The 20,381-nt window shown below is 40.3% G+C and carries 21 protein-coding genes; 20 read left to right on the top strand and 1 reads right to left on the bottom strand.

Features of this window, described 5'->3' with window-relative positions; all coding sequences use genetic code 11:
• Positions 1-109: 109 nt before the first annotated feature.
• The 14 genes from rpsU (at position 110) to ppdK (ending at position 12,209) form a co-directional block, all read left to right on the top strand.
• Positions 110-289, top strand: coding sequence for a 30S ribosomal protein S21 (gene rpsU / locus EQM06_RS05335; protein ID WP_027399339.1), 180 nt, complete (start codon positions 110-112; stop codon positions 287-289).
• Positions 290-327: 38 nt separating this feature from the next.
• Positions 328-777 carry a GatB/YqeY domain-containing protein gene (locus tag EQM06_RS05340; RefSeq protein WP_128745348.1) on the top strand — a complete coding sequence of 150 codons (450 nt, stop codon included), beginning with the start codon at positions 328-330 and terminating at the stop codon, positions 775-777.
• A gap of 162 nt (positions 778-939) precedes the next feature.
• Positions 940-1,377 carry an RrF2 family transcriptional regulator gene (locus EQM06_RS05345; RefSeq protein WP_128745349.1) on the top strand — a complete coding sequence of 146 codons (438 nt, stop codon included), beginning with the start codon at positions 940-942 and terminating at the stop codon, positions 1,375-1,377.
• A 21-nt stretch (positions 1,378-1,398) separates the two neighbouring features.
• The gene (gene cysK, locus EQM06_RS05350) at positions 1,399-2,331 is read left to right on the top strand and encodes a cysteine synthase A (protein WP_128745350.1); all 933 of its coding nucleotides are present in this window, start codon (positions 1,399-1,401) and stop codon (positions 2,329-2,331) included.
• A 95-nt stretch (positions 2,332-2,426) separates the two neighbouring features.
• Positions 2,427-2,690: a YabP/YqfC family sporulation protein gene (locus tag EQM06_RS05355; RefSeq protein WP_164914358.1), complete on the top strand. Its 264-nt coding sequence runs from the start codon at positions 2,427-2,429 to the stop codon at positions 2,688-2,690.
• Positions 2,662-3,846 carry a sporulation protein YqfD gene (locus tag EQM06_RS05360; protein ID WP_128745352.1) on the top strand — a complete coding sequence of 395 codons (1,185 nt, stop codon included), beginning with the start codon at positions 2,662-2,664 and terminating at the stop codon, positions 3,844-3,846. Before EQM06_RS05355 ends, EQM06_RS05360 begins: the two co-directional genes overlap by 29 nt.
• A complete protein-coding gene (locus EQM06_RS05365; RefSeq protein ID WP_128746801.1) occupies positions 3,836-4,822 on the top strand; it encodes a PhoH family protein in 987 nt (328 codons plus the stop codon). Before EQM06_RS05360 ends, EQM06_RS05365 begins: the two co-directional genes overlap by 11 nt.
• Positions 4,823-4,858: 36 nt before the next feature.
• Positions 4,859-5,311: an rRNA maturation RNase YbeY gene (gene ybeY, locus EQM06_RS05370; RefSeq protein ID WP_128745353.1), complete on the top strand. Its 453-nt coding sequence runs from the start codon at positions 4,859-4,861 to the stop codon at positions 5,309-5,311.
• Positions 5,312-5,317: 6 nt separating this feature from the next.
• Positions 5,318-5,716 carry a cytidine deaminase gene (gene cdd / locus EQM06_RS05375; protein ID WP_128745354.1) on the top strand — a complete coding sequence of 133 codons (399 nt, stop codon included), beginning with the start codon at positions 5,318-5,320 and terminating at the stop codon, positions 5,714-5,716.
• Positions 5,713-6,618: a GTPase Era gene (gene era, locus EQM06_RS05380; protein ID WP_128745355.1), complete on the top strand. Its 906-nt coding sequence runs from the start codon at positions 5,713-5,715 to the stop codon at positions 6,616-6,618. The genes cdd and era overlap by 4 nt, the downstream gene beginning before the upstream one ends.
• Positions 6,619-6,620: 2 nt before the next feature.
• Positions 6,621-7,373, top strand: a complete 753-nt coding sequence (recO, locus tag EQM06_RS05385) for a DNA repair protein RecO (protein ID WP_128745356.1) — start codon at positions 6,621-6,623, stop codon at positions 7,371-7,373.
• A gap of 17 nt (positions 7,374-7,390) precedes the next feature.
• Positions 7,391-8,041: a DUF4342 domain-containing protein gene (locus tag EQM06_RS05390; RefSeq protein WP_128745357.1), complete on the top strand. Its 651-nt coding sequence runs from the start codon at positions 7,391-7,393 to the stop codon at positions 8,039-8,041.
• A gap of 109 nt (positions 8,042-8,150) precedes the next feature.
• Positions 8,151-9,536, top strand: coding sequence for a glycine--tRNA ligase (locus EQM06_RS05395; protein ID WP_330548370.1), 1,386 nt, complete (start codon positions 8,151-8,153; stop codon positions 9,534-9,536).
• 27 nt (positions 9,537-9,563) lie between these two features.
• On the top strand, positions 9,564-12,209 hold the full coding sequence (gene ppdK / locus EQM06_RS05400) for a pyruvate, phosphate dikinase (RefSeq protein WP_128745359.1): 2,646 nt from the start codon (positions 9,564-9,566) through the stop codon (positions 12,207-12,209).
• 53 nt (positions 12,210-12,262) lie between these two features.
• Here ppdK and EQM06_RS05405 read toward each other — a convergent pair whose 3' ends face one another.
• Entirely contained in the window at positions 12,263-12,499 is a 237-nt protein-coding gene (locus tag EQM06_RS05405; RefSeq protein WP_128745360.1) for a YlmC/YmxH family sporulation protein, read from the bottom strand.
• Positions 12,500-12,639: 140 nt separating this feature from the next.
• Between EQM06_RS05405 and EQM06_RS05410 the strand changes: the two genes are divergently transcribed.
• The 6 genes from EQM06_RS05410 (at position 12,640) to EQM06_RS05435 (ending at position 20,330) form a co-directional block, all read left to right on the top strand.
• Positions 12,640-13,371: a ClpP family protease gene (locus tag EQM06_RS05410; protein WP_128745361.1), complete on the top strand. Its 732-nt coding sequence runs from the start codon at positions 12,640-12,642 to the stop codon at positions 13,369-13,371.
• Between the two features lie 55 nt (positions 13,372-13,426).
• Positions 13,427-14,500: a nucleotide-binding protein gene (locus EQM06_RS05415; RefSeq protein WP_205666598.1), complete on the top strand. Its 1,074-nt coding sequence runs from the start codon at positions 13,427-13,429 to the stop codon at positions 14,498-14,500.
• A 96-nt stretch (positions 14,501-14,596) separates the two neighbouring features.
• Entirely contained in the window at positions 14,597-16,303 is a 1,707-nt protein-coding gene (locus EQM06_RS05420) for a Na/Pi cotransporter family protein (RefSeq protein ID WP_128745362.1), read from the top strand.
• A gap of 74 nt (positions 16,304-16,377) precedes the next feature.
• Entirely contained in the window at positions 16,378-17,067 is a 690-nt protein-coding gene (locus EQM06_RS05425) for a winged helix-turn-helix domain-containing protein (RefSeq protein WP_128745363.1), read from the top strand.
• 119 nt (positions 17,068-17,186) lie between these two features.
• Positions 17,187-18,029, top strand: a complete 843-nt coding sequence (locus EQM06_RS05430) for a sensor histidine kinase (protein WP_205666599.1) — start codon at positions 17,187-17,189, stop codon at positions 18,027-18,029.
• Positions 18,030-20,330 carry a cation:proton antiporter gene (locus EQM06_RS05435; protein WP_128745365.1) on the top strand — a complete coding sequence of 767 codons (2,301 nt, stop codon included), beginning with the start codon at positions 18,030-18,032 and terminating at the stop codon, positions 20,328-20,330.
• The last annotated feature ends 51 nt before the right edge of the window (positions 20,331-20,381 follow it).

Raw genomic sequence — 20,381 nt, forward strand, 5'->3', positions numbered from 1 at the left:
AAATTTGCTTGCCTTATGGGACAAATGATAGTATAATACATACGTTGTAGATAAAACCGTTGGACCAGCATTCGTTAGTTCATGAGAGGTCAGGAGGTGAATTGGATACATGGCACAAGTAGTTGTAAGAGAAAACGAAAGTTTAGAAAGCGCTCTTAAAAGATTTAAGCGTTCTTGCGCAAGAGACGGCGTAATGTCAGAATTAAGAAAAAGAGAACATTATGAAAAGCCAAGCGTAAAGAGAAAGAAAAAGTCTGAAGCTGCAAGAAAAAAGGCTAAGAAGTTTTAGTCCACTGTTTTTGTAGAAGTAGATTAGAGGTGTTTTAATTGACCTTAAAGGAAAGATTGACAAATGACTTCAAAGAAGCGATGAAAGCAAGGGATGAAGTCAGAAAGAATACAGTAAATTTTGTTCGTGCTGCTATTAAACAATATGAAGTGGATAATAGAGCCGAGCTGGACGATGAAGGTGTTTTGGCAATTTTAACAAAACAAGTCAAAATGAGAAAAGACGCCCTCGCTGATTTTGAGAAAGCTGGAAGAACAGATCTTTTAGATTCCTACAACAAGGAAATAGAAATCCTGATGTCCTATTTACCGGAACAGATGTCCCCTGAGAAGATTGCGGAAGTTGTTAAAGAAACGGCTGCCGGCATGGGTATCGAAAGCGGAAAACAAAATATGGGAAAGCTGATGGGAGCTGTTATGCCAAAGGTTAAAGGATTAGCTGACGGCGGAGCAGTGAAAAAAGCAGTAGAAGAATTTCTATCAGAATAAAACATGTAACACCCCGATTGTATGATTGGGGTGTTTTTTCTTGAAGGATTGTGTGCCATATCTGTGATATGGCTCTGCACCGCCTATAAAAAAATTTTTAGATTGAATCCCTACTAAACCCATGGTAAAATAGTAGTATATCTTGTGAAAGTGGGTAGAAAAATGAAAGTATCAACAAAAGGAAGATATGCTTTAAGATTGATGATCGATTTGGCAGAACACAATACGGGTGAATATATCTCACTTAAAGACATATCCCAGAGACAAGGCATATCGACAAAATATCTTGAACAAATTGTCAGCCAGCTTGGTAAAGCCGGCTATTTAAACAGTGTCAGAGGACCACAGGGCGGATATAAGCTTGCAAGAGCGGCAAAGGACTATACAATCGGTGATATTTTGAGGGTCACAGAAGGAAAATTTGCGCCGACTACCTGCCTTTTGGATGAAAAGAACCAGTGTGAAATGTATGAGGAATGTGCTACGATTTCATTTTGGGAAGGGCTGTATGATGTGATAAACAAATATATTGATTCTTATACGTTGGAGGATATAGTAGAGCAGCACCGTCAGAAAGGAATGTGGGACTATAGTATATAAAACTTATAGGAGGTTTATGTGATGTCCGGAATATATAACAGTTTAACAGAATTAATCGGAAATACGCCGCTTTTGGCGTTGAACAACTATAACCGAAACAGAGGGCTGAAAGCTGAAATTATTGCAAAGCTGGAATATTTTAATCCGGCCGGCAGTGTAAAGGATCGGGTGGCTCTAAATATGATAAATGATGCAGAACAAAAGGGACTGCTGAAACCCGGCAGTGTGATCATAGAGCCTACCAGCGGAAATACAGGTATAGGACTGGCCGCCGTAGCTTCTGCCAGAGGATACCGGGCTCTTTTGACCATGCCGGATACCATGAGCATAGAACGCAGAAATCTGCTGAAAGCTTTTGGCGCAGAAATTGTTCTGACAGAAGGTGCCAAAGGAATGAAAGGTGCTATTGAAAGAGCCGAAGAACTGGTCAGGGAAATACCAGGCGGATTTATTCCGGGTCAGTTTGACAATCCGGCCAATCCGGAAGTGCATCGAAAGACCACAGGTGCAGAAATCTGGAAGGATACGGAAGGAAAGGTGGATCTCTTTGTTGCTGCCGTAGGCACGGGAGGAACGCTGACCGGTGTAGGCGAATATTTGAAGGGACAGAATCCGAGCATTAAAATTGTTGCGGTCGAGCCTGCAGATTCCCCTGTTTTGTCCGGAGGAAATCCCGGACCCCACAAAATTCAGGGTATCGGCGCAGGGTTTGTACCGAAGGTGCTCAACACGGATATTTATGATGAAATCATTCAGGTGTCAAATGAAGATGCCTTTAATACGGCTAAGGCCTCCGCTAAAGAAGAAGGCCTGCTGGTGGGAATTTCTTCGGGAGCAGCTCTGTGGGCGGCTACCCAATTGGCCAAAAGGACGGAGAACAAAGGAAAGCGGATCGTGGTACTGCTGCCTGACACCGGAGAGCGATATCTGTCTACTCCAAACTTTATTGATTAGAACCATACCTATAAATTGTCTTTATAAAAATGACCGTTATCCGGTCATTTTTTTTTGCATTTGTAATACATTATTATGATGAGGTGAGATACTGTATGGATATAAAAAATGAACTGCTTTACGATTTTAATCTGAATATGCCAAGAGTTCTTGTAAGCGGACGAACAGGAATCATTGATAATGTGAAAAAAATTGTGTTTGTGTCAGAAAACAGTATTGTGATCGACAATGGCAAACGGTTTACAGCATTAAATGGTCAGAATTTAACAATAACCCAAATTGAGGATGAAAGGGTGTTGGTAACTGGTGAAATCAAATCCATCGAGTTTTATGGAGCATTACCTGCTGATAAAGATTGAAGGATTTAAACAGCAGGATCTTATTTCGGAGTGCATGAAGAAAAACATCCCCTTAAGAAATGTAAAGATTAAAAATAATATTGAGATGACCTTAAAGATTAAGAGGGATGATTTTGAGTCGCTTAAGAAATTGGGGAAAAATAGGTATCGGATGAGCATCCTTTCGGAAGGCGGATATCTTCCGCTATTGTCGGTTGTTTTAAACAATAAAGCAAGAATATGCGGAGTCCTGCTGTTTATTTTTATTGTATATTTTCAGACCTTGTTTATTTCAGAAATAAGGATAGACGGCTATGAAATGTTTACGGAACGGCAAATAAGGGAATGCTTAAAAGAGGGCGGCATGTTTGAGGGATGTAAAAAATCCATGGATATAGAAAAATTAAAACTTTTTTTGTACGATAAGTTGGATCATGTTGCTTTTGTGGGTATTAATGTAAAAGGATGTCTGGCAGAAGTAAAAATCGTAGAAGGGACCATCAACTTAAAGAAAGTGGATAAATCCGCTCCATGCGATATTGTGGCCGACAAAGAAGGATATATTGATAAGATAACGCCTATCGAAGGCATTCGGGCACTGGATACCGGAGATTATGTAAAAAAAGGGGATATTATCATCGCAGGGATCATTCCCATTCATTCCACAGCTTATGGACAGCCGGAAAGCAGTGAGACTGAAAGATATGTTCATGCGGAGGGAACCGTAACGGCTCGAATTCCTTATCGGTTCGTTTATAATCAGAATGCCTGTGAGATCCTTAAAAAGCCTACGGGAAAATCTTTTTATTCCTTTGATGTCAAGCTGGGAGAAAAAACGTTCTGTACGGCTGATTTATATAATCCTTTTGAGGTTTCAACGGTGGAAAATATAAAAAATTTCCAAGGTATCAGACCATTTCCTTTCTCTTTTTCTGTTTCTAAGGTAAATGAAATGGAGCTTCAGTCGCGAAAGAGGAGTCAAAAAGAGATAGAAAAAGAAGTAAATAAGCTGGTCAGGCAGGAAATAAAAGAAAAGTTACCTAAAAATACACAAATTTTAAATAAAAGTTTGTATTTTACCAATAAAAAAAATATAATAGAGGTAGCTGTAATGATTGAATCATTACAAGAAATTGGAATGGAACAGGAGATTGTTGTTGGAAAGAATGCAGAATGAGGAGCTGAAGATTGAAGTAAGCGAAGCCATAGACAGAGGTGAGCTCTTTGGAAGCTTGGATTCAAATTTAAAAATTATTGAGGAATATTTTGGAATTACCATTATCCAGAGAGATAATGAACTCATATTAAAGGGCGAAAAAGGGATAGAAGCACACAAGGTTCTTGCAGAAATGATGTCGATTATTTCTGCGGGGGAAAAGCTGGATACACAAAAAATTAATTATGTCATTGCGTTATGCGAGAATGGCATGTCTTATAAAGAGAGCAAGATCAATAAGGACATCATTTGTTTTACGTATAAGGGAAAGCCTTTAAAGCCCAAGACAATAGGACAAAAGGAATATGTAAACAGTATCCGTAAAAAGGACATTGTATTTGGTGTCGGTCCTGCCGGCACAGGCAAGACGTATATTGCGGTTGCCATGGCCATCAGCGCATTTAAAAATAAAGAGATACAGAAAATTATATTAGCCAGACCTGCGGTAGAAGCAGGGGAAAGACTGGGCTTTCTCCCCGGAGACCTGCAAGAAAAGGTAGATCCGTATTTGAGACCCCTATATGACGCTTTGTATGATATACTAGGTAGAGAGGGCGCCTTAAGATTAAAAGAAAAAGAAGTGATTGAAGTCGTTCCGTTAGCATACATGAGGGGAAGGACTTTAGACAACTCCTTTATTATTTTAGACGAAGCTCAGAACACGACCAAAGAACAGATGAAGATGTTTTTAACGAGACTGGGATTTGGTTCCAAGGCGGTGGTCACGGGGGATATAACTCAAATCGACCTGCCCCGGGGAAAAAAATCCGGGCTGGTGGATGCCATTCATGTGTTGGAACCGGTTAAAGACATTGATTTTTGCTACTTAAAGGATGTGGATGTGGTCAGACATGAACTGGTTAAAAAAATCATCAATGCATATGAAAGATATTATAAAAATCATCCGGAGCCGGAGGAAAAAGATGAATTGAAATAAAAGTTATTGCTCTATGCGGATTATGAGGTGACAGATATGAACATTATTTTTAGTGAAGAAAGAATGCCGGGACAAGCTGTTGTAGACAAAATGATGGAAGCTGGAAGACTATGTATTTTAGAGGAGGGTCTGAATCCGGATCCCATAGTAGTCAGTGTAACATTTGTAGATGAAGAAGAAATTCATGAATTGAACAAACAGTATAGAGGTGTTGACCGAATTACAGATGTTCTCTCTTTCCCTCAGTTTGACGATCTGGACAATATACCGGAGGAAGGAGAGGTCTGCATCGGTGATGTGGTGATCTGCCCGGAACAGGCCTTATTGCAGGCAGATGATTTTGGACATTCTCCGGAAAGAGAGCTGGTCTATTTATTTGTTCACAGTATGTTCCATCTGCTCGGCTATGATCACATGGAAGACGAGGATAAAGCGGAGATGAGAGAAAAGGAAGAACTGATCATGAGCAAAATAGGAGTGGAGAGGTAGAACAGCATGGAATATAAAGAACTGTTTTTAAAGTCTCGGGAGGCCGCTCAAAAGGCGTATGCACCGTTCTCGGACTTTCATGTAGGCGCCGCGCTTTTAACAAAAAATGGTGCGGTATATACGGGAGTAAATGTGGAAAATTCTTCTTTCGGTGCAACGATCTGTGCGGAGAGAACGGCTTTTACCAAAGCCATTTCTGACGGAGAAAGAGAGTTTGAAGCCATTGCCATAACGGGTAACGGAGGGGAAGCCTGGCCCTGCGGTATATGCAGGCAATTTATGTATGAATTCGCACCGGAGCTGCTGGTCATAACAGGAACGGATGAGGAGCATATGGTGCAGATGACCCTAAAGGAGCTTCTGCCCCATGGATTTAAATTACAAAAAGGAGAAACAACAGATTGAAATCAGGATTTATAGGAATAATTGGAAGACCAAATGTGGGAAAATCAACCTTATTAAATGCCATCTTGGGAGAGAAAATATCGATCACCACGGATAAGCCTCAGACGACTCGAAACAGTATTCGGGGGATTTATACCCGTATGGCGGAGACACCGGAGGAAGAGGATGTACAAATGGTCTTTATCGATACACCGGGCATCCATAAGCCAAAGAACAAACTCGGAAGCTACATGACCGGCATGGCCATCAATACCTTTAAAGAGGTAGAGGTGATTATTTTTATTGTGGATGATGAGCTGTCCGCCGGAACCGGAGACAAGTATATCTTGGATCTGCTGAAGGACATTGATACACCAAAGATCTTAGTCATAAATAAAATAGATAAGCTGGAGCCTGAAAAATATCGCAGAATTTATGAAGAGTACAATGCGATGGGTATTTTTCATACAATTTATGGAGCAGCAGCGATTGAGGGAAAAAATGTAGATGTTATCCTGAAAGAAATTGAAAGCTTGCTGCAAGAAGGACCGATGTATTTTCCGGCAGACATGGTCACCGATCATCCGGAGCGGTTCATCGTAAGTGAAATCATCCGGGAAAAGGCACTTTTGTACCTGGAAAAGGAAGTTCCTCACGGAATAGCGGTTGAAATTGAAAACTATAAGGAAGAAAAGAATATTACGAAAATTGGTGCCGTGATCTATTGTGAGAAGAAATCCCATAAGGGGATCATTATAGGAAAAGAAGGCAAAAAACTAAAGGGCATAGGCAAAAGCTCCAGATTGGGGATCGAAGCTCTTTTGGGAACAAAAGTATTTTTGGAATTATGGGTAAAAGTCAAAGAAAATTGGAGAGACAGTGATTTTGCCTTATCTAACTTTGGTTATGACAGCAGGGAATAGCTATGTACACGGATACGGAAGGGATCGTTTTAAAAAATATCAAGATGTCCGGCGGCAGAAAAATGCTGGTATTATTTTCTTTAAAATATGGAAAGATAAGTGCAGCAACCAATATCAATGAGAAAGGCCGCAGTAAATCCACACTGGCTTTGAGACCTTTTACTTACAGCAGATTTGAGCTTTATAAAAACCGGGATTATTATAATATAAACAGTGCGGAAGTCATCAAGAGCTTTTACAAAATCGGTGAAGATGTGGATAAATATATGTACGCATCTTATATTCTTGAGTTTACGGATAAAATTATTTCTGAAAATGAGAGAGCACCCCAGTTATTTAATCTGCTGATTGATTATCTGGCTGCTCTGGAAAAGAGAAGCAAGAAGTATGCGACCTTGGCACTGGCCTATCAGATCAAGGCACTTCTGCTGTCGGGATGTGCTCCCGAAATCAAGAAGTGCGTGTGCTGCGGAAACAGCAACGATCTGAATTGGTTCGTAATAAGTGAGGGTGGTACGGTTTGCGGAGAGTGCCTAAATAAACTGAAAAGTAATGTTAATGAAACATTGATTTATGACGTAAATTTTGGTATTATTGAGGTAATAAATTATATTTTGTCAAATCCGTTGAAGAACTTGGAAAATCTGGCTTTAAATGACAAAACACAGGAAAAGTTAAAAAAGATCATGCACCAGTATATAGCTTATCATTTAGATATTAAAGACCTAAAAAGCGAAAGCTTTCTAATGGAATAATTTAAGGAGGTAAGATTATGGAGATTACATTGGAGAAGATAGAGTTAGTAAAGGATAGAACAGGTGTCAGCTACAAAGAAGCAAAAGAAGCGCTGGAAGCTGCTGACGGAAGTGTTGTGGATGCAATTATTGCTATTGAAGAGTCTATAGATGAAAAGGGAAGATCAAAAATTGGAGAAGGCAGCTCACAGATCATTGAGAAGATTAAAGAGACTATAAAAAAGGGTAATGTTTCTAAGATCATTGTCAAAAAAGATGACGAGGTCATGCTGAATCTGCCTGTCAATATCGGCATTGTGGGAACTTTCCTTGCCCCGTGGGCTATGATTGCCGGGCTGATCGCTGCTTTTGGTACAAAATGCGTGATCGAGCTGGTCAAGGACGATGGCGCTATTATTGACATCAGTGAAATGGCTAATGATACGATTGAAGATATCGTAGAAAAAGGTGCCGTTATAGCAGATGAAGTCAAGGTCAAGGGCAGTGATGTTTATAACAATGTGAAAAATAAGACTTCTGATGCCTTGAATAAAGTAAAGAAAGAACCGGAAGATGGCTGCTCCTATGATGAGTTTGAGTGCGAAGAGGACTGCTGCTGCGGAGAGGATTCAGAGAAGGAAGAATGTGGCTGCGGATGCGCTACAGAAAAATCAGAGGAAGAAAAATAAAAATCTGTTAGGAACTGAATAGTTAAAATTTCGAAAGACGAGCTTAGCTCGTTTTTTGATAGTAATATAAAACTAAGAATGGTAGGTAGATATGAGTAAGGAAGTTACAATGGAAAAAATTACAGCTTTAGCTAAAAACAGGGGATTTGTGTATTCTGGCTCTGAGATTTACGGCGGGTTGGCAAATACATGGGATTACGGTCCTATCGGTGTGGAGCTGAAAAACAATGTGAAGAAAGCTTGGTGGAAAAAGTTCGTACAGGAATCAAAATACAATGTGGGTTTAGATGCCGCCATTTTGATGAATCCAAAGACCTGGGTCGCTTCAGGCCATGTAGGTGGATTTGCAGACCCTCTGATTGACTGTAAAAGCTGTAAAGCAAGATTTAGAGCTGATAAATTGATTGAGGATTACTTAAAAGAACAAAATATAACAGACATAACTGTGGACGGATGGTCCAACGAGAAATTGGAAGCTTATATTCAGGAAAAAGGAATCACATGTCCCGAGTGCGGCAAAAGTGATTTTACCAGTATCAGACAATTTAATCTGATGTTTAAAACCTTTCAGGGTGTTACGGAGGATTCCAAATCGGAGATATTTCTTCGGCCGGAAACCGCACAAGGTATTTTCGTAAACTTCAAAAACGTGCAGAGAACTTCCCGAAAAAAAATCCCGTTCGGAATCGCGCAAATTGGGAAATCTTTTAGAAATGAAATCACTCCGGGCAACTTTACTTTCAGAACCAGGGAGTTCGAACAGATGGAACTGGAATTTTTCTGTAAGCCGGGCACAGATCTGGAATGGTTTCACTATTGGAAGGATTACTGCGAAGCTTTCTTAAAATCGCTGAATATGAACAGAGAAAATTTCAGACTGAGAGATCATGAGAAGGAAGAACTGTCTCATTACAGCAATGCAACTACGGATATTGAATATCTGTTCCCATTTGGCTGGGGTGAACTTTGGGGAATTGCGGACAGAACGGATTTCGACTTAAGGCAGCACAGTGAATATTCCGGGCAGGAAATGAATTATACGGATCCTGAAACCAATGAAAAATACATTCCGTATTGCATTGAACCTTCCTTAGGTGCGGACAGGGTTACATTAGCATTTTTATGTGAAGCTTATGATGAAGAAGTATTGACCGATGCCAACGGCAAGGAAGATATTCGGGTAGTTTTACGATTCCATCCGGCACTGGCTCCGTTCAAGGCCGCTGTGCTTCCTCTGGCAAAGAAGCTTGCTCCGGTAGCGCAGCCTATTTATGAGGAGCTTTCAAAGCACTTCATGGTGGACTATGATGAAGCAGGCTCCATAGGCAAAAGATATAGAAGAGAAGACGAAATTGGTACTCCGTTCAGTATCTGCGTGGATTTTGATACGGAAAACGACGGATGTGTGACCATCAGAGACCGGGATACCATGGATCAGGTAAGGATTCCTGTAGCACAGGTTCGGGAGTACATTGAAGAAAGATTAGTTTTTTAGTCTTTTGAACAAAGAGAGAAGGGTGAAATGGGAAAGTTTGTTTATTCATTTAACGAAGGCTCAAAGGAAATGAGGACGCTTTTAGGTGGGAAGGGCGCGAATCTGGCAGAAATGACGAAGATCGGTCTGCCGGTGCCTTTTGGATTTACGGTCACCACCGAAGCGTGTAACAGATATTACAATGAAGACTGCCAGATTGCCGAAGATGTTGTTGAACAGATTTTTGAAAAGCTTTTTGAACTTGAAAATGTTACCGATAAAATTTTTGGGGATGTTTCAAATCCTCTTTTAGTGTCTGTTCGTTCCGGTTCTGTGTTTTCCATGCCGGGGATGATGGACACGATCTTAAATTTGGGACTGAATGACGAAACAACGGCGGCCCTGGCCGAGCAGACTGAAAATGAAAGCTTTGCCTATGACAGCTACAGAAGGTTTATACAGATGTTTGGAAATGTTGTTTTAGAGATTCCCAAATCCAAATTTGAAGACATTCTGAACAAAAAAAAGAAGGATAAAAAATATAAAAGTGATTTAGAGTTAGAAACAAAAGAGTTAAAAGAAATCATCGCATCCTATAAAAAAATGATTAAAAAGGAAATCGGGAAGGATTTTACTCAGGAACCGAAGGAACAGCTGATGGAAGCCATCATGGCTGTGTTCCGTTCCTGGAATAATGAAAGAGCTGTGCTGTACAGGCAGTTAAACGGTATTTCTTCAGGCTTGGGGACTGCTGTAAATGTACAGGCGATGGTTTTTGGAAACAGGGGAAATGACTCCGGCACAGGCGTAGCTTTTACCAGAAGTCCCATAACCGGAGAAACCGGTATATTTGGCGAGTTTTTGACGAATGCGCAGGGCGAGGATGTGGTATCCGGGATTCGGACTCCGCAGCCTATTTCTGAAATGGCAGAGCTTTTTCCGGATGTATATAAAGAATTTTTAAGAATATCCAAGCTTCTGGAAGAGCATTTTACCGATATGCAAAATATCGAATTTACAGTGGAAAAAAATAAATTATTCTTGCTTCAGTCCCGTAATGCCAAGAGAACGGCAGAGGCAGCAGTCAAAATTGCTGTGGATATGGAAGCAGAAGATCTGATCGATAAAAAGACAGCAGTGACCATGTTGGAGCCGGGGCAGATCAGTCAGCTGCTTCATCCCAGATTCGAAGCAGAGGATTTGAAAAACACGGTGAAATTGACCAAAGGATTGCCGGCTTCCCCCGGTGCCGTTACGGGAAGAATCTGCTTTACCGCACAGGCGGCAGAAAAGGCTGCTGAAAAAGGGGAAAAGGTAATTTTGACGAGAACGGAGACTTCTCCGGAAGATTTGGCCGGAATGGTAGCCGCAGAAGGCATCTTGACCGCCAGAGGCGGAATAACCTCACATGCGGCGGTGGTTGCCAGGAGCATGGGTCGATGCTGTATTGTCGGCTGTTCCGAGATGAAGGTCGACGAAATCCGGAAAACAGTTACAATCGGAAATATTGTTTTGACCGAGGAAGATGCGCTTTCTTTAGACGGAACGACGGGAATTGTTTATAAGGGTGTTGTGAACACAGTAACCCCTGAACTGTCCGGAAACTTTGAAACCATTATGAAATGGGCGGATGAGATACGCGATTTAAAAATAAGAGCCAATGCAGACAACTCCCAAGAGGCGAAAATTGCCCTTCATTTTGGAGCGGAGGGGATTGGTCTTTGCAGGACAGAACAAATGTTCCTGAAAGAAAATAGGATTTATATTATCCGTAGAATGCTTCTGACAGACAACGAGGATAAAATAAGAGAAGCCTTGCTGCAGCTTCTGCCTTTCCAGAAAAAAGAATTTAAGGCCATTTATGAAGTCATGCAGGACAGACCGGTCACTATCAGGCTGTTAGATTTGTCCCTTCATGAATTCCTGCCGAAAACGAGGGAAGAGCTTCTTCGCTTATCGGAGCAGATGAGTGTGTCTTATGAACGCCTGTCAGAAAGAATCAAAGAGCTTCACGAGTTAAATCCAACGCTGGGCTATAGGGGCTGTAGATTGGCGGTCATTTATCCGGATATTGCCGCTATGCAGGCAGAAGCGATCATTCTGGCAGCGATTGAATTAAAAAGAGAAAAGAATATGGAAGTTTCTCCGGAGATTATGATTCCAATGATTGCATCAGCTAATGAGCTGGCTTTTATCAAAAAAATTGTTGTAGAAACCATTGACAGATGCTTTAAAAAAGAAAATATAACCTTAAATTATTCCATAGGCACCATGATAGAAGTGCCGAGAGCGGCTCTGACCGCAGATGAAATTGCAAAGGAAGCAGAATTTTTTTCTTTTGGCACGAATGATTTGACCCAGATGGTCTTTGGGCTTTCCAGGTCGGATTCTTCCAAGATTATCAGGGAATATCAGGAAAAGAGAATTTTAGAGAATGATCCATTTGAGACCATCGATAAAAATGGTGTGGGAAAGCTGGTTCATATGGCAGTGGACTTAGGAAAATCTGTAAGACCGAATATGAAGATGGGAATTTGCGGAGAACAGAGCAGTGATCCGCAAACAGTTGAATTCTGTCATCGAGCGGGTTTAAATTATATATCCTGTCCACCATACAGAATCTCCCTTGCACGGCTGGCAGCCGCACAGGCAGTCGTGAAGGAAATGAAAGAGAATCAAGAAAATAAACTGTAATGAATCAGGGTGTTGTTCCATACTTGGAGCGGCGCCCTGTTGTTTTTTTAATCTTATTGGCTTTCAAAAATAATGATGTCATCTCCTATTTTTATGATAGAGCTCCAGGGAAGCTGCATATAATCGTGTCCGGCCAAAAATCCTATTTTGGATTGAAAATCGGGAACAAGAATGGATTTTATTTTACCGGTCTCTTTCTCAAACAGCATTTCAGCGTCCCAAAGCTGACCATGTCTGCTGCCATTTCGCAAATCCACGATTTCTTTATCTCCTATTTCACTTAGTCGCATAATGAACCTCCATTCAGTAAATAATAAACAAGATGAAACGTATGGTTTTATATAGCCTTGTCAGGTAAATACCTGAAATCTATTGGAAATAAATAACGGATACGTTTATTTATTAATATTATTTATTGAAGGAGTGTTTTATGAACAATTTTGAGAATAAGGAAGAAGAAAGAAACAATAATTCCGGAAAAAAGGAATCGGACTGCACCGAAACAAAAGAAAATATAAAAGAATTAGGTATTACAAACACCGTGGAGGATTTTAAAAGCGATATATTATGCCTGCCTATCATAGGCAGTATCGAAGGACATACTTTTGCAGCTCCTACAGACAAGACGACGAAGTATGAGCATATCATACCGCAGCTTACCGCCATAGAACAAAATGATCAGATCAAAGGGCTTCTAACTATTTTGAACACGGTAGGGGGAGATGTGGAGGCAGGCTTAGCTATTGCAGAACTGATTGCTACCCTTTCCAAGCCGACGGTTTCATTGGTCTTGGGCGGCGGGCATAGTATCGGAATACCGCTTGCCACAGCCGCAAAATACTCCTTTATTGCAGAGAGTGCGACCATGACTCTTCATCCGATTCGAATGAGCGGAATGATTATTGGAGCAGAGCCTACTTTTGATTATTTCAGAAAGATGCAGGATCGAATTATAGATTTCATTGTAAGGACATCCCATGCGAACAGGGAGCATATTGTAAAATTGATGAACTGTACGGATAATATGTCCAATGACGTAGGGACCGTTTTGTTCAGCCATGATGCCGTAAAGGTGGGGCTGATCGAAGAAATCGGCGGCTTAAGTCAGGCATTAAACAAATTGTATGAAATGATCGATGAAGAAAAAGATAAACAGAGTTGACAAATATTTCCATATATGCCTATAATATAGTATTAAAGGGGATAAGGAGAAATATATGGAGGTTATAACGATTCTTTTTGTAACAAATGATTTGGATTACGCAGAAGCTTTTTGTGACTGTATAACGGCAGAGAACAGATCCATACTCCTGACGGTTCTGTCAGAGAAAGCATTTAAAGAGTACAGGAAACTGGAACAATTTCATTTAATTGTGCTGGACTTTATGATTTCGGAACAGAGGGGTGATTTTGTAAGGCTGACCGAGGTGAAGAAGGAGGCGGAAGTGGAAAGCTCTTATTCTCAGAAAGATTTATACCGATATGATACGGCAGAAAATCTTTCAAACCGGCTCGCTTTTTTATATTGTTTAAAAACAGGAAATACATTTATCCGGCCTATGAAAGGCTCCGGCACGATTATTTTCTTTTGCAGTGCTTCAGGAGGAACGGGCAAGACTTCCGTCACCCTGGGGCTGGCACAGGATTTAGCCCGGTTTCATGGAAAGCGTGTACTTTATATCAATTATGAGGAATTGGAGTCCACCAATCAGTATTTTAAAGTCCAAGAGGAAAAGACCTTATCTGCGTATTTGTACTACGCAGAGGTCGGGAACGAATTTAATAAATGGACGGAAGCCTTTACGGTGTCCAATGAATACGGTATCAGAGCATTCTCTGCTTCTAAGGGAAGAAATCCATTAAAATTATTAAATGTACAGGAGCTTGCCAAATTTTTAGAGTGGATCCAAAAAGAAGCAAGCTTCGATTATATCCTTATCGACGGCGATAATTCTCTAAAGGAAGAAACGCTTTGGCTGATTTCTATTTGTGATAACTTTTGTACAGTAAATGGTGAACAGGATGAAAAACAAGAATATTACGATCAGTATGTAGAACATTGTTTGGGAACGTCGATTTTGGATAAACGAATTGAAGTAATCAACGGTTTTAAAGGGAAAGAGGAAACAGAACCAGAAAAAGATCCCCAAAAAATATATATAGATTATGACGAAAGCAGTTTTTTCATTCAGGAAGAAGGCGGTTCATTTGTTACAAGGCTTGATATTGGCCGGGATTTTGGCATGGGGATAAAGGAATTGTCAACAAAATTAACATTAATTTTACAATAGTTTAACATTTATGCTCTTTTTATGATCTGCTCAAGAATATATTATAATAGGTATGGACTATAGTGGTATAAGCATATTCAATGGAAAGGGAATAAAATGGACAGGAACGGATTTCAGGTCATAATGACCTTATTGGGTAGTTTAGCCGTATTCATTTATGGAATGAACCTGATGAGTGACGGGCTGCAAAAAGCAGCCGGAGATAAAATGAGAAAATTTTTGTCTCTTTTGACCAGAAACCCATTAACTGGTGTTCTGGCGGGAATCTTGACAGCAGCGGTTCTGCAGAGCAGCAGTGCAACAACGGTCATGGTCATTGGATTTGTCAGTGCCGGGCTTATGAATTTACCCCAAGCTGTCAGTATTATATTGGGGGCAAATATAGGAACGACCATAACAGCGCAGCTGATCGCTTTTCAAGTTGGAGATTATTTTTGGATTTTTATTTTGATTGGCTTCACGATGCATATCTTTATGAAAAAAGAGAACTGGGTTCATATAGGTCAGACTATATTTGCTTTTGGGCTGCTTTTTTTGAGTATTTACATCATGAGCGAATCCATGAAGCGTATAGCCCTATTGCCTGAAACCACACAACTGTTTTTAACCGTTAAAGAATGGCCTGTTATTGGAGTTTTTCTCGGCACCGCAATGAGCCTTGTGCTTCAGAGCAGTACCGCTTCCATGGCAGTGCTCCAGAATCTGGCCGAGCAGATAGACTCCAATGGGTTCTCCAGTGTGATAGGGCTGGAAGCCGCATTGCCTATTATTTTTGGCACCAATATTGGCACGACTATTACGGCCGTTGCCGCATCTGTGGGAGCACCGTCCGACGCGAAAAGAACGGCAGCTGCTCATATTCTTTTTAATGTGGTCGGTACTTTTTTGTTTATGTTTTTTATTCCTGCCTATTGCTGGTTCATCCGGTATATTTCACCTTCAGGTCTAGAATACCAAGTCATAGCAAGGCAGATCGCTAATGCTCATACATTTTTTAATGTGATTAATACGCTTATCTTCCTGCCGTTTATCGGAGTTTTAGTGAAACTTGTCATAAAAATCATCCCCGATAAAGATGCAGATAGACTGCCTTGGCAGCCTCAATATTTGGATTATAATATTATTGACCAACCGGTTTTTGCCATTCATCTTGCCACTAAGGAGCTTTTGAGAATGGCAGAGTTTGCGTTTCAGATGATTAAGAATGCCAAAAAAGGTTTTATTGCAGGAGACGCAGAAGCCGTAAGGAATGTAGCTAGGGAAGAAGAGATCGTCAACAGGCTTCAAGAGGAAGCGGTTAAATATCTGGCTTCTATTTTTGCTACGGATACGCTGACGGAACATCAGGGAAATATTGTCTCGGGTCTCATCCACATTTCTTCGGATATTGAACACATGGGAGATAACTGTGTAAACATTGCTGCATTTGCAGAAGAAAAAATGAAAAATGGATATGAGTTTTCCGATGCGGCGTGTGCTGAGATTTATGAATGCTTTGATCAGGCCACAAGGATGGCAAGGACCATGATGAGGGTGCTGGAAGAAAGGGATATACATTTGGCTAAGGAGCTTCTTGCTCAGAAAAAAGAAATGAACAGAATGGAAGAGCGCTTGAAGAAGCAGCATATTCGTAGACTGTACGATAAAAGCTGTTCTCCGGAATTTACGGTGATGTATACGGATGTAATTCATAATATTGAAAGAATTGGTGATTCCTGTAAAAAAATCGCGGAAGCAGTGATTTCTGATATTCAGTTCAAAGAAAATAATATGGCAAATAAAGAATTTAAGGATGCGATATAGCGGGTAGTTGTGTTAAAATTAATAGGTAGACTAGATTCCATCACAAAACCGCCGGTTAAGGCTGAAGGGAAACCATGAAAAAAATATTAATTATTGAGGATGAACCCAATATCATAGAATTGGTAGGTTATAATTTAAAAACAAACGGCTATAACTACATAAGCGCAGAGGATGGCATCATGGGCATTACGCTAGTGCATAAGGAAAAACCGGATCTCATACTTTTGGATTTGATGCTGCCCGGGAAAAACGGGCATGAGATCTGCAGAGAATTGAGGGAAGACGGCAATAAAACGCCGATTATCATGCTCACTGCTAAAAGTGATGAGGTGGATAAGATCTTGGGGCTTGAATTTGGAGCAGATGATTATATCACCAAGCCATTTAGTGTAAGGGAGCTTATGGCCAGAATAAAAGCGGTTTTAAGAAGGTATGAAGAAAACAATTCTCCCGAAAAAACAAATGATTACATTATCCGTATCGATGATATTGAGATTAATACGGACAGACACGAAGTCACGGTTGCGGGCAAATTAGTGGAGCTTACGTTGAAAGAGTTTGAACTGCTTTGCTTTCTGACTGAAAACAGAGGCCATGTTTTTTCGAGAAATCAGCTTTTGGATAAGGTTTGGGGAATTGACTATGTGGGTGAGACCAGAACGGTGGATGTCCATATACGATACTTAAGAAAAAAATTAGGTCAAGATGACAATGAAGACAAATATATCCAGACCATACGTGGAAAGGGTTACAAAATGAAATGAAAAAGAGATTTTTACTCGCATCCGTAGGTATGACCGTTTGTAATGTTCTTTTACTCTTATTTATAATGTCCTATTTTATCTCTATAGAATCCAATAATCATGGGAGCGCTTTTTCATTTATGCTCCATAACAGGTATTTTGGTATTACGATGGCGATATGTGTCGTATGTTCCGGAATATTTTCTTTACTTATTTATAATCAAATCATGAAACCAGTGAAAAGACTGCAAGAGCAGATGGTAAAGACGACAGAAGAAAACAGAAAAGCAGAAAAGATCCGGAGTGAATTTGTGGCCAATGTAACGCATGAATTAAAAACGCCCCTTACCTCCATAGCCGGATTTATTGAAACCTTGCAGGATGGAGCTGCTGAAAACCCGGAGATAAGAAATAAGTTCATCGATATCATAGCCATTGAAACCGCCAGATTGGAACGGCTGATTGAAGATGTACTGGTCTTGTCGGAGATTGAAAACAAAAAGGCTCCCTTGGATATCGTCCCTATAGATACGAAGGAAAGCCTGCTGAATCTGATTTCTACCATAGAGCCCATTGCAAATGGAAAAAATATTACCATAGAGACTAAGCTGGCAGATCAATGTTTCATTGAAGGCAATGTCGACCGATTTATTCAAATGATGATGAATTTAATTGAAAATGCCATAAAATATTCAAAAGAGGATCAAGAGGGAAAAGTTCTGGTGTCCTCGTACCCAGATAAAGATAAAGTATACATTGAAGTAAGTGATAATGGAATAGGAATAGCAGAAGAACATTTCGGAAGACTTTTTGAAAGATTTTACCGAGTAGATAAATCCAGAACAAAGAAGGGTGGTGGCACAGGACTAGGGCTTTCAATCGTGAAGCACATTGCGTTCTTATTGAACGCAGAAGTGACTATAAAAAGCAAATTGGGTGAGGGAACTACATTTACCGTTATTTTTAACCGGAAGGAGGAATAGATGGAACATCTCGATTTTTTAATCCGTGATTTAGCTCTCGTACTTGTAGTAGCAGGTATTACTACTGTTATTTTTAAAAAAATAAAACAACCTCTGGTTTTAGGGTATCTTTTAGCAGGATTCCTGACCAGTGCGAATTTCTCTATACTCCCCAGTATTGTAGATGCTGAGAATATACATCTTTGGGGAGAACTGGGCGTTATCTTTATTATGTTTGCCTTAGGGCTGGAATTCAGTTTCCATAAGATTGCCAATATTGGCGGAAGTGCTATTGTAACCGCCTCAACCGTTATAACCGCCATGGTCTTTATCGGATACGGTACCGGAATGCTGCTGGGCTGGAGCCGGATGGACAGTATCTTCTTAGGCGGTATGCTTTCCATGTCATCCACTATGATTATATTGAAGGCGTATGATGAATTAAAACTGAAACACAAAAAATATGCTCAATTAGTCCTGGGAACGCTGATCATAGAAGACGTAGTTGCCATTTTTATGATGATCGTGCTCTCTACTATATCGGTCAGCAAAGATGTATCGGGGCTTGAACTGGGTGGACAAATAGGAAAGATGCTGCTGTACTTGATTATCTGGCTGCTTCTTGGTATTTATTTGATTCCTACCCTGCTCAAAAGAGCCACTAAATATTTAAATGATGAGACTCTTCTTATTGTCTCTCTCGGACTATGTCTGGGAATGGTGGTCATTGCCAATTATATGGGCTTCTCTTCCGCCTTAGGTGCATTTTTAGCCGGTTCTATTCTGGCGGGCACGGTGAAGGCTGAAAAAATTGAGGAATTAGTCAATCCCATTAAGGATTTCTTCGGCGCTGTGTTTTTTATATCCGTAGGAATGCTGGTAGATCCGAGTTTAATCGTTAAGTATGCAGGGCCGATCCTGTTGCTTACCATTGTGACCATTGTGGGCCAGATGACCTTTTCTTTTATTGGTGTACTGCTGTCGGGGCAGACCTTGCGTACTGCTGTGGGAGCAGGCATGAGCATGGTGCAGATCGGTGAATTTTCTTTTATCATAGCGTCTCTGGGAACTTCTCTGGGGGTCACCAGTGAATTCTTATATCCGATTGTCGTATCGGTATCCGTCATTACAACCTTTACAACTCCGATGTTCATCAAAAAATCGGATGCTGTCTATGCATTTCTAAACAAAGTTTTACCAAAAACAACTTTAAAAACCATTAAGCAGTATACTTCAGACAAACAAACTGAAAATGAAAAGGATCTGGACTGGAAGGAATATCTGAGCAAATATATACCCAGAACAGTAATTACAACCATCATTTTACTCTGTATATATATGGCGGGAACACAGGTATTCGTTCCGGCTTTATGCAACTATGGGATGAATCTGAAATATTCCAAATGGATTGGCGGAGCATTGACCGTAGTCCTGATGACTCCTGTAATCAATATGATGTCCTATCGAAGAAATATCATTTATACAAAGCTGTGGTTAAAAAATAAAACCAACCGATTGCCGCTGCTGGTCTTTAGGAGCTTTCGCATACTGGTCTCCCTTTTCTTTGTGCTGATGACAATTAATACGATGATGGATATTCCGGTTTGGATTTTGTGGATTCTTGCCTTAATCATTGTTTTTTTCAGTGTTAAATCTGATTTTATGGCCAGTAACTCCATAAAAATCGAAACACGATTTATTGCAAATTTTAATGAACGTATTTTAGAAAAAAAGAAAAAAGAACGGGGTATCGTTAAAAACTATAGATGGCTGGATGAGACCTTGCTTATTGAACAGTTCGAAATTCAAAAAATATTGATCGACGAGCCGGAAAAGAGTATTTATGCCAGGCGCAAGCTTGGGATACAGATTATAAAGGTGATCCGTAAGGATCATCATATCAATCTTCCAGATATGAAAGCAGGTGTCAGAGAAGGAGACATTATAGTGGTCATGGGGAAAAAGAATAATCTGGATTCCTATGAAATGATTTTGAACAATACGGCAGTTGTAACCAGAGTAGAAGAACAGTTTACTTTAAGAGATTATACTTACAGACAGATTTTTACGTCTACAGATAAAGAAAACCATCTGCTTTGTATGGCGGTGAATGTGACAAATCAATGTGAGTTTTGCAACAAGACTATCCAAATGTCTAAAATCAAGGAGAAGTATCATGGATTTGTTATCGGTATAGACCGGGGAGCTCTTTCCATGGTCGGTCCGAATAAAAATACGCAGATCATAGAGGGTGATGTGCTATGGGTACTGGGCGTTGAAACCACAGTAGATAAATTCTTAAAAGAAGGTATATTAAATTAGACAGTCGAAAAATGTCGATATAAAACAGTTGTAAAATATTTACAACTGTTT

Source organism: Aminipila luticellarii, assembly GCF_004103735.1.
Taxonomy (GTDB): Bacteria; Bacillota; Clostridia; order Peptostreptococcales; family Anaerovoracaceae; genus Aminipila; species Aminipila luticellarii.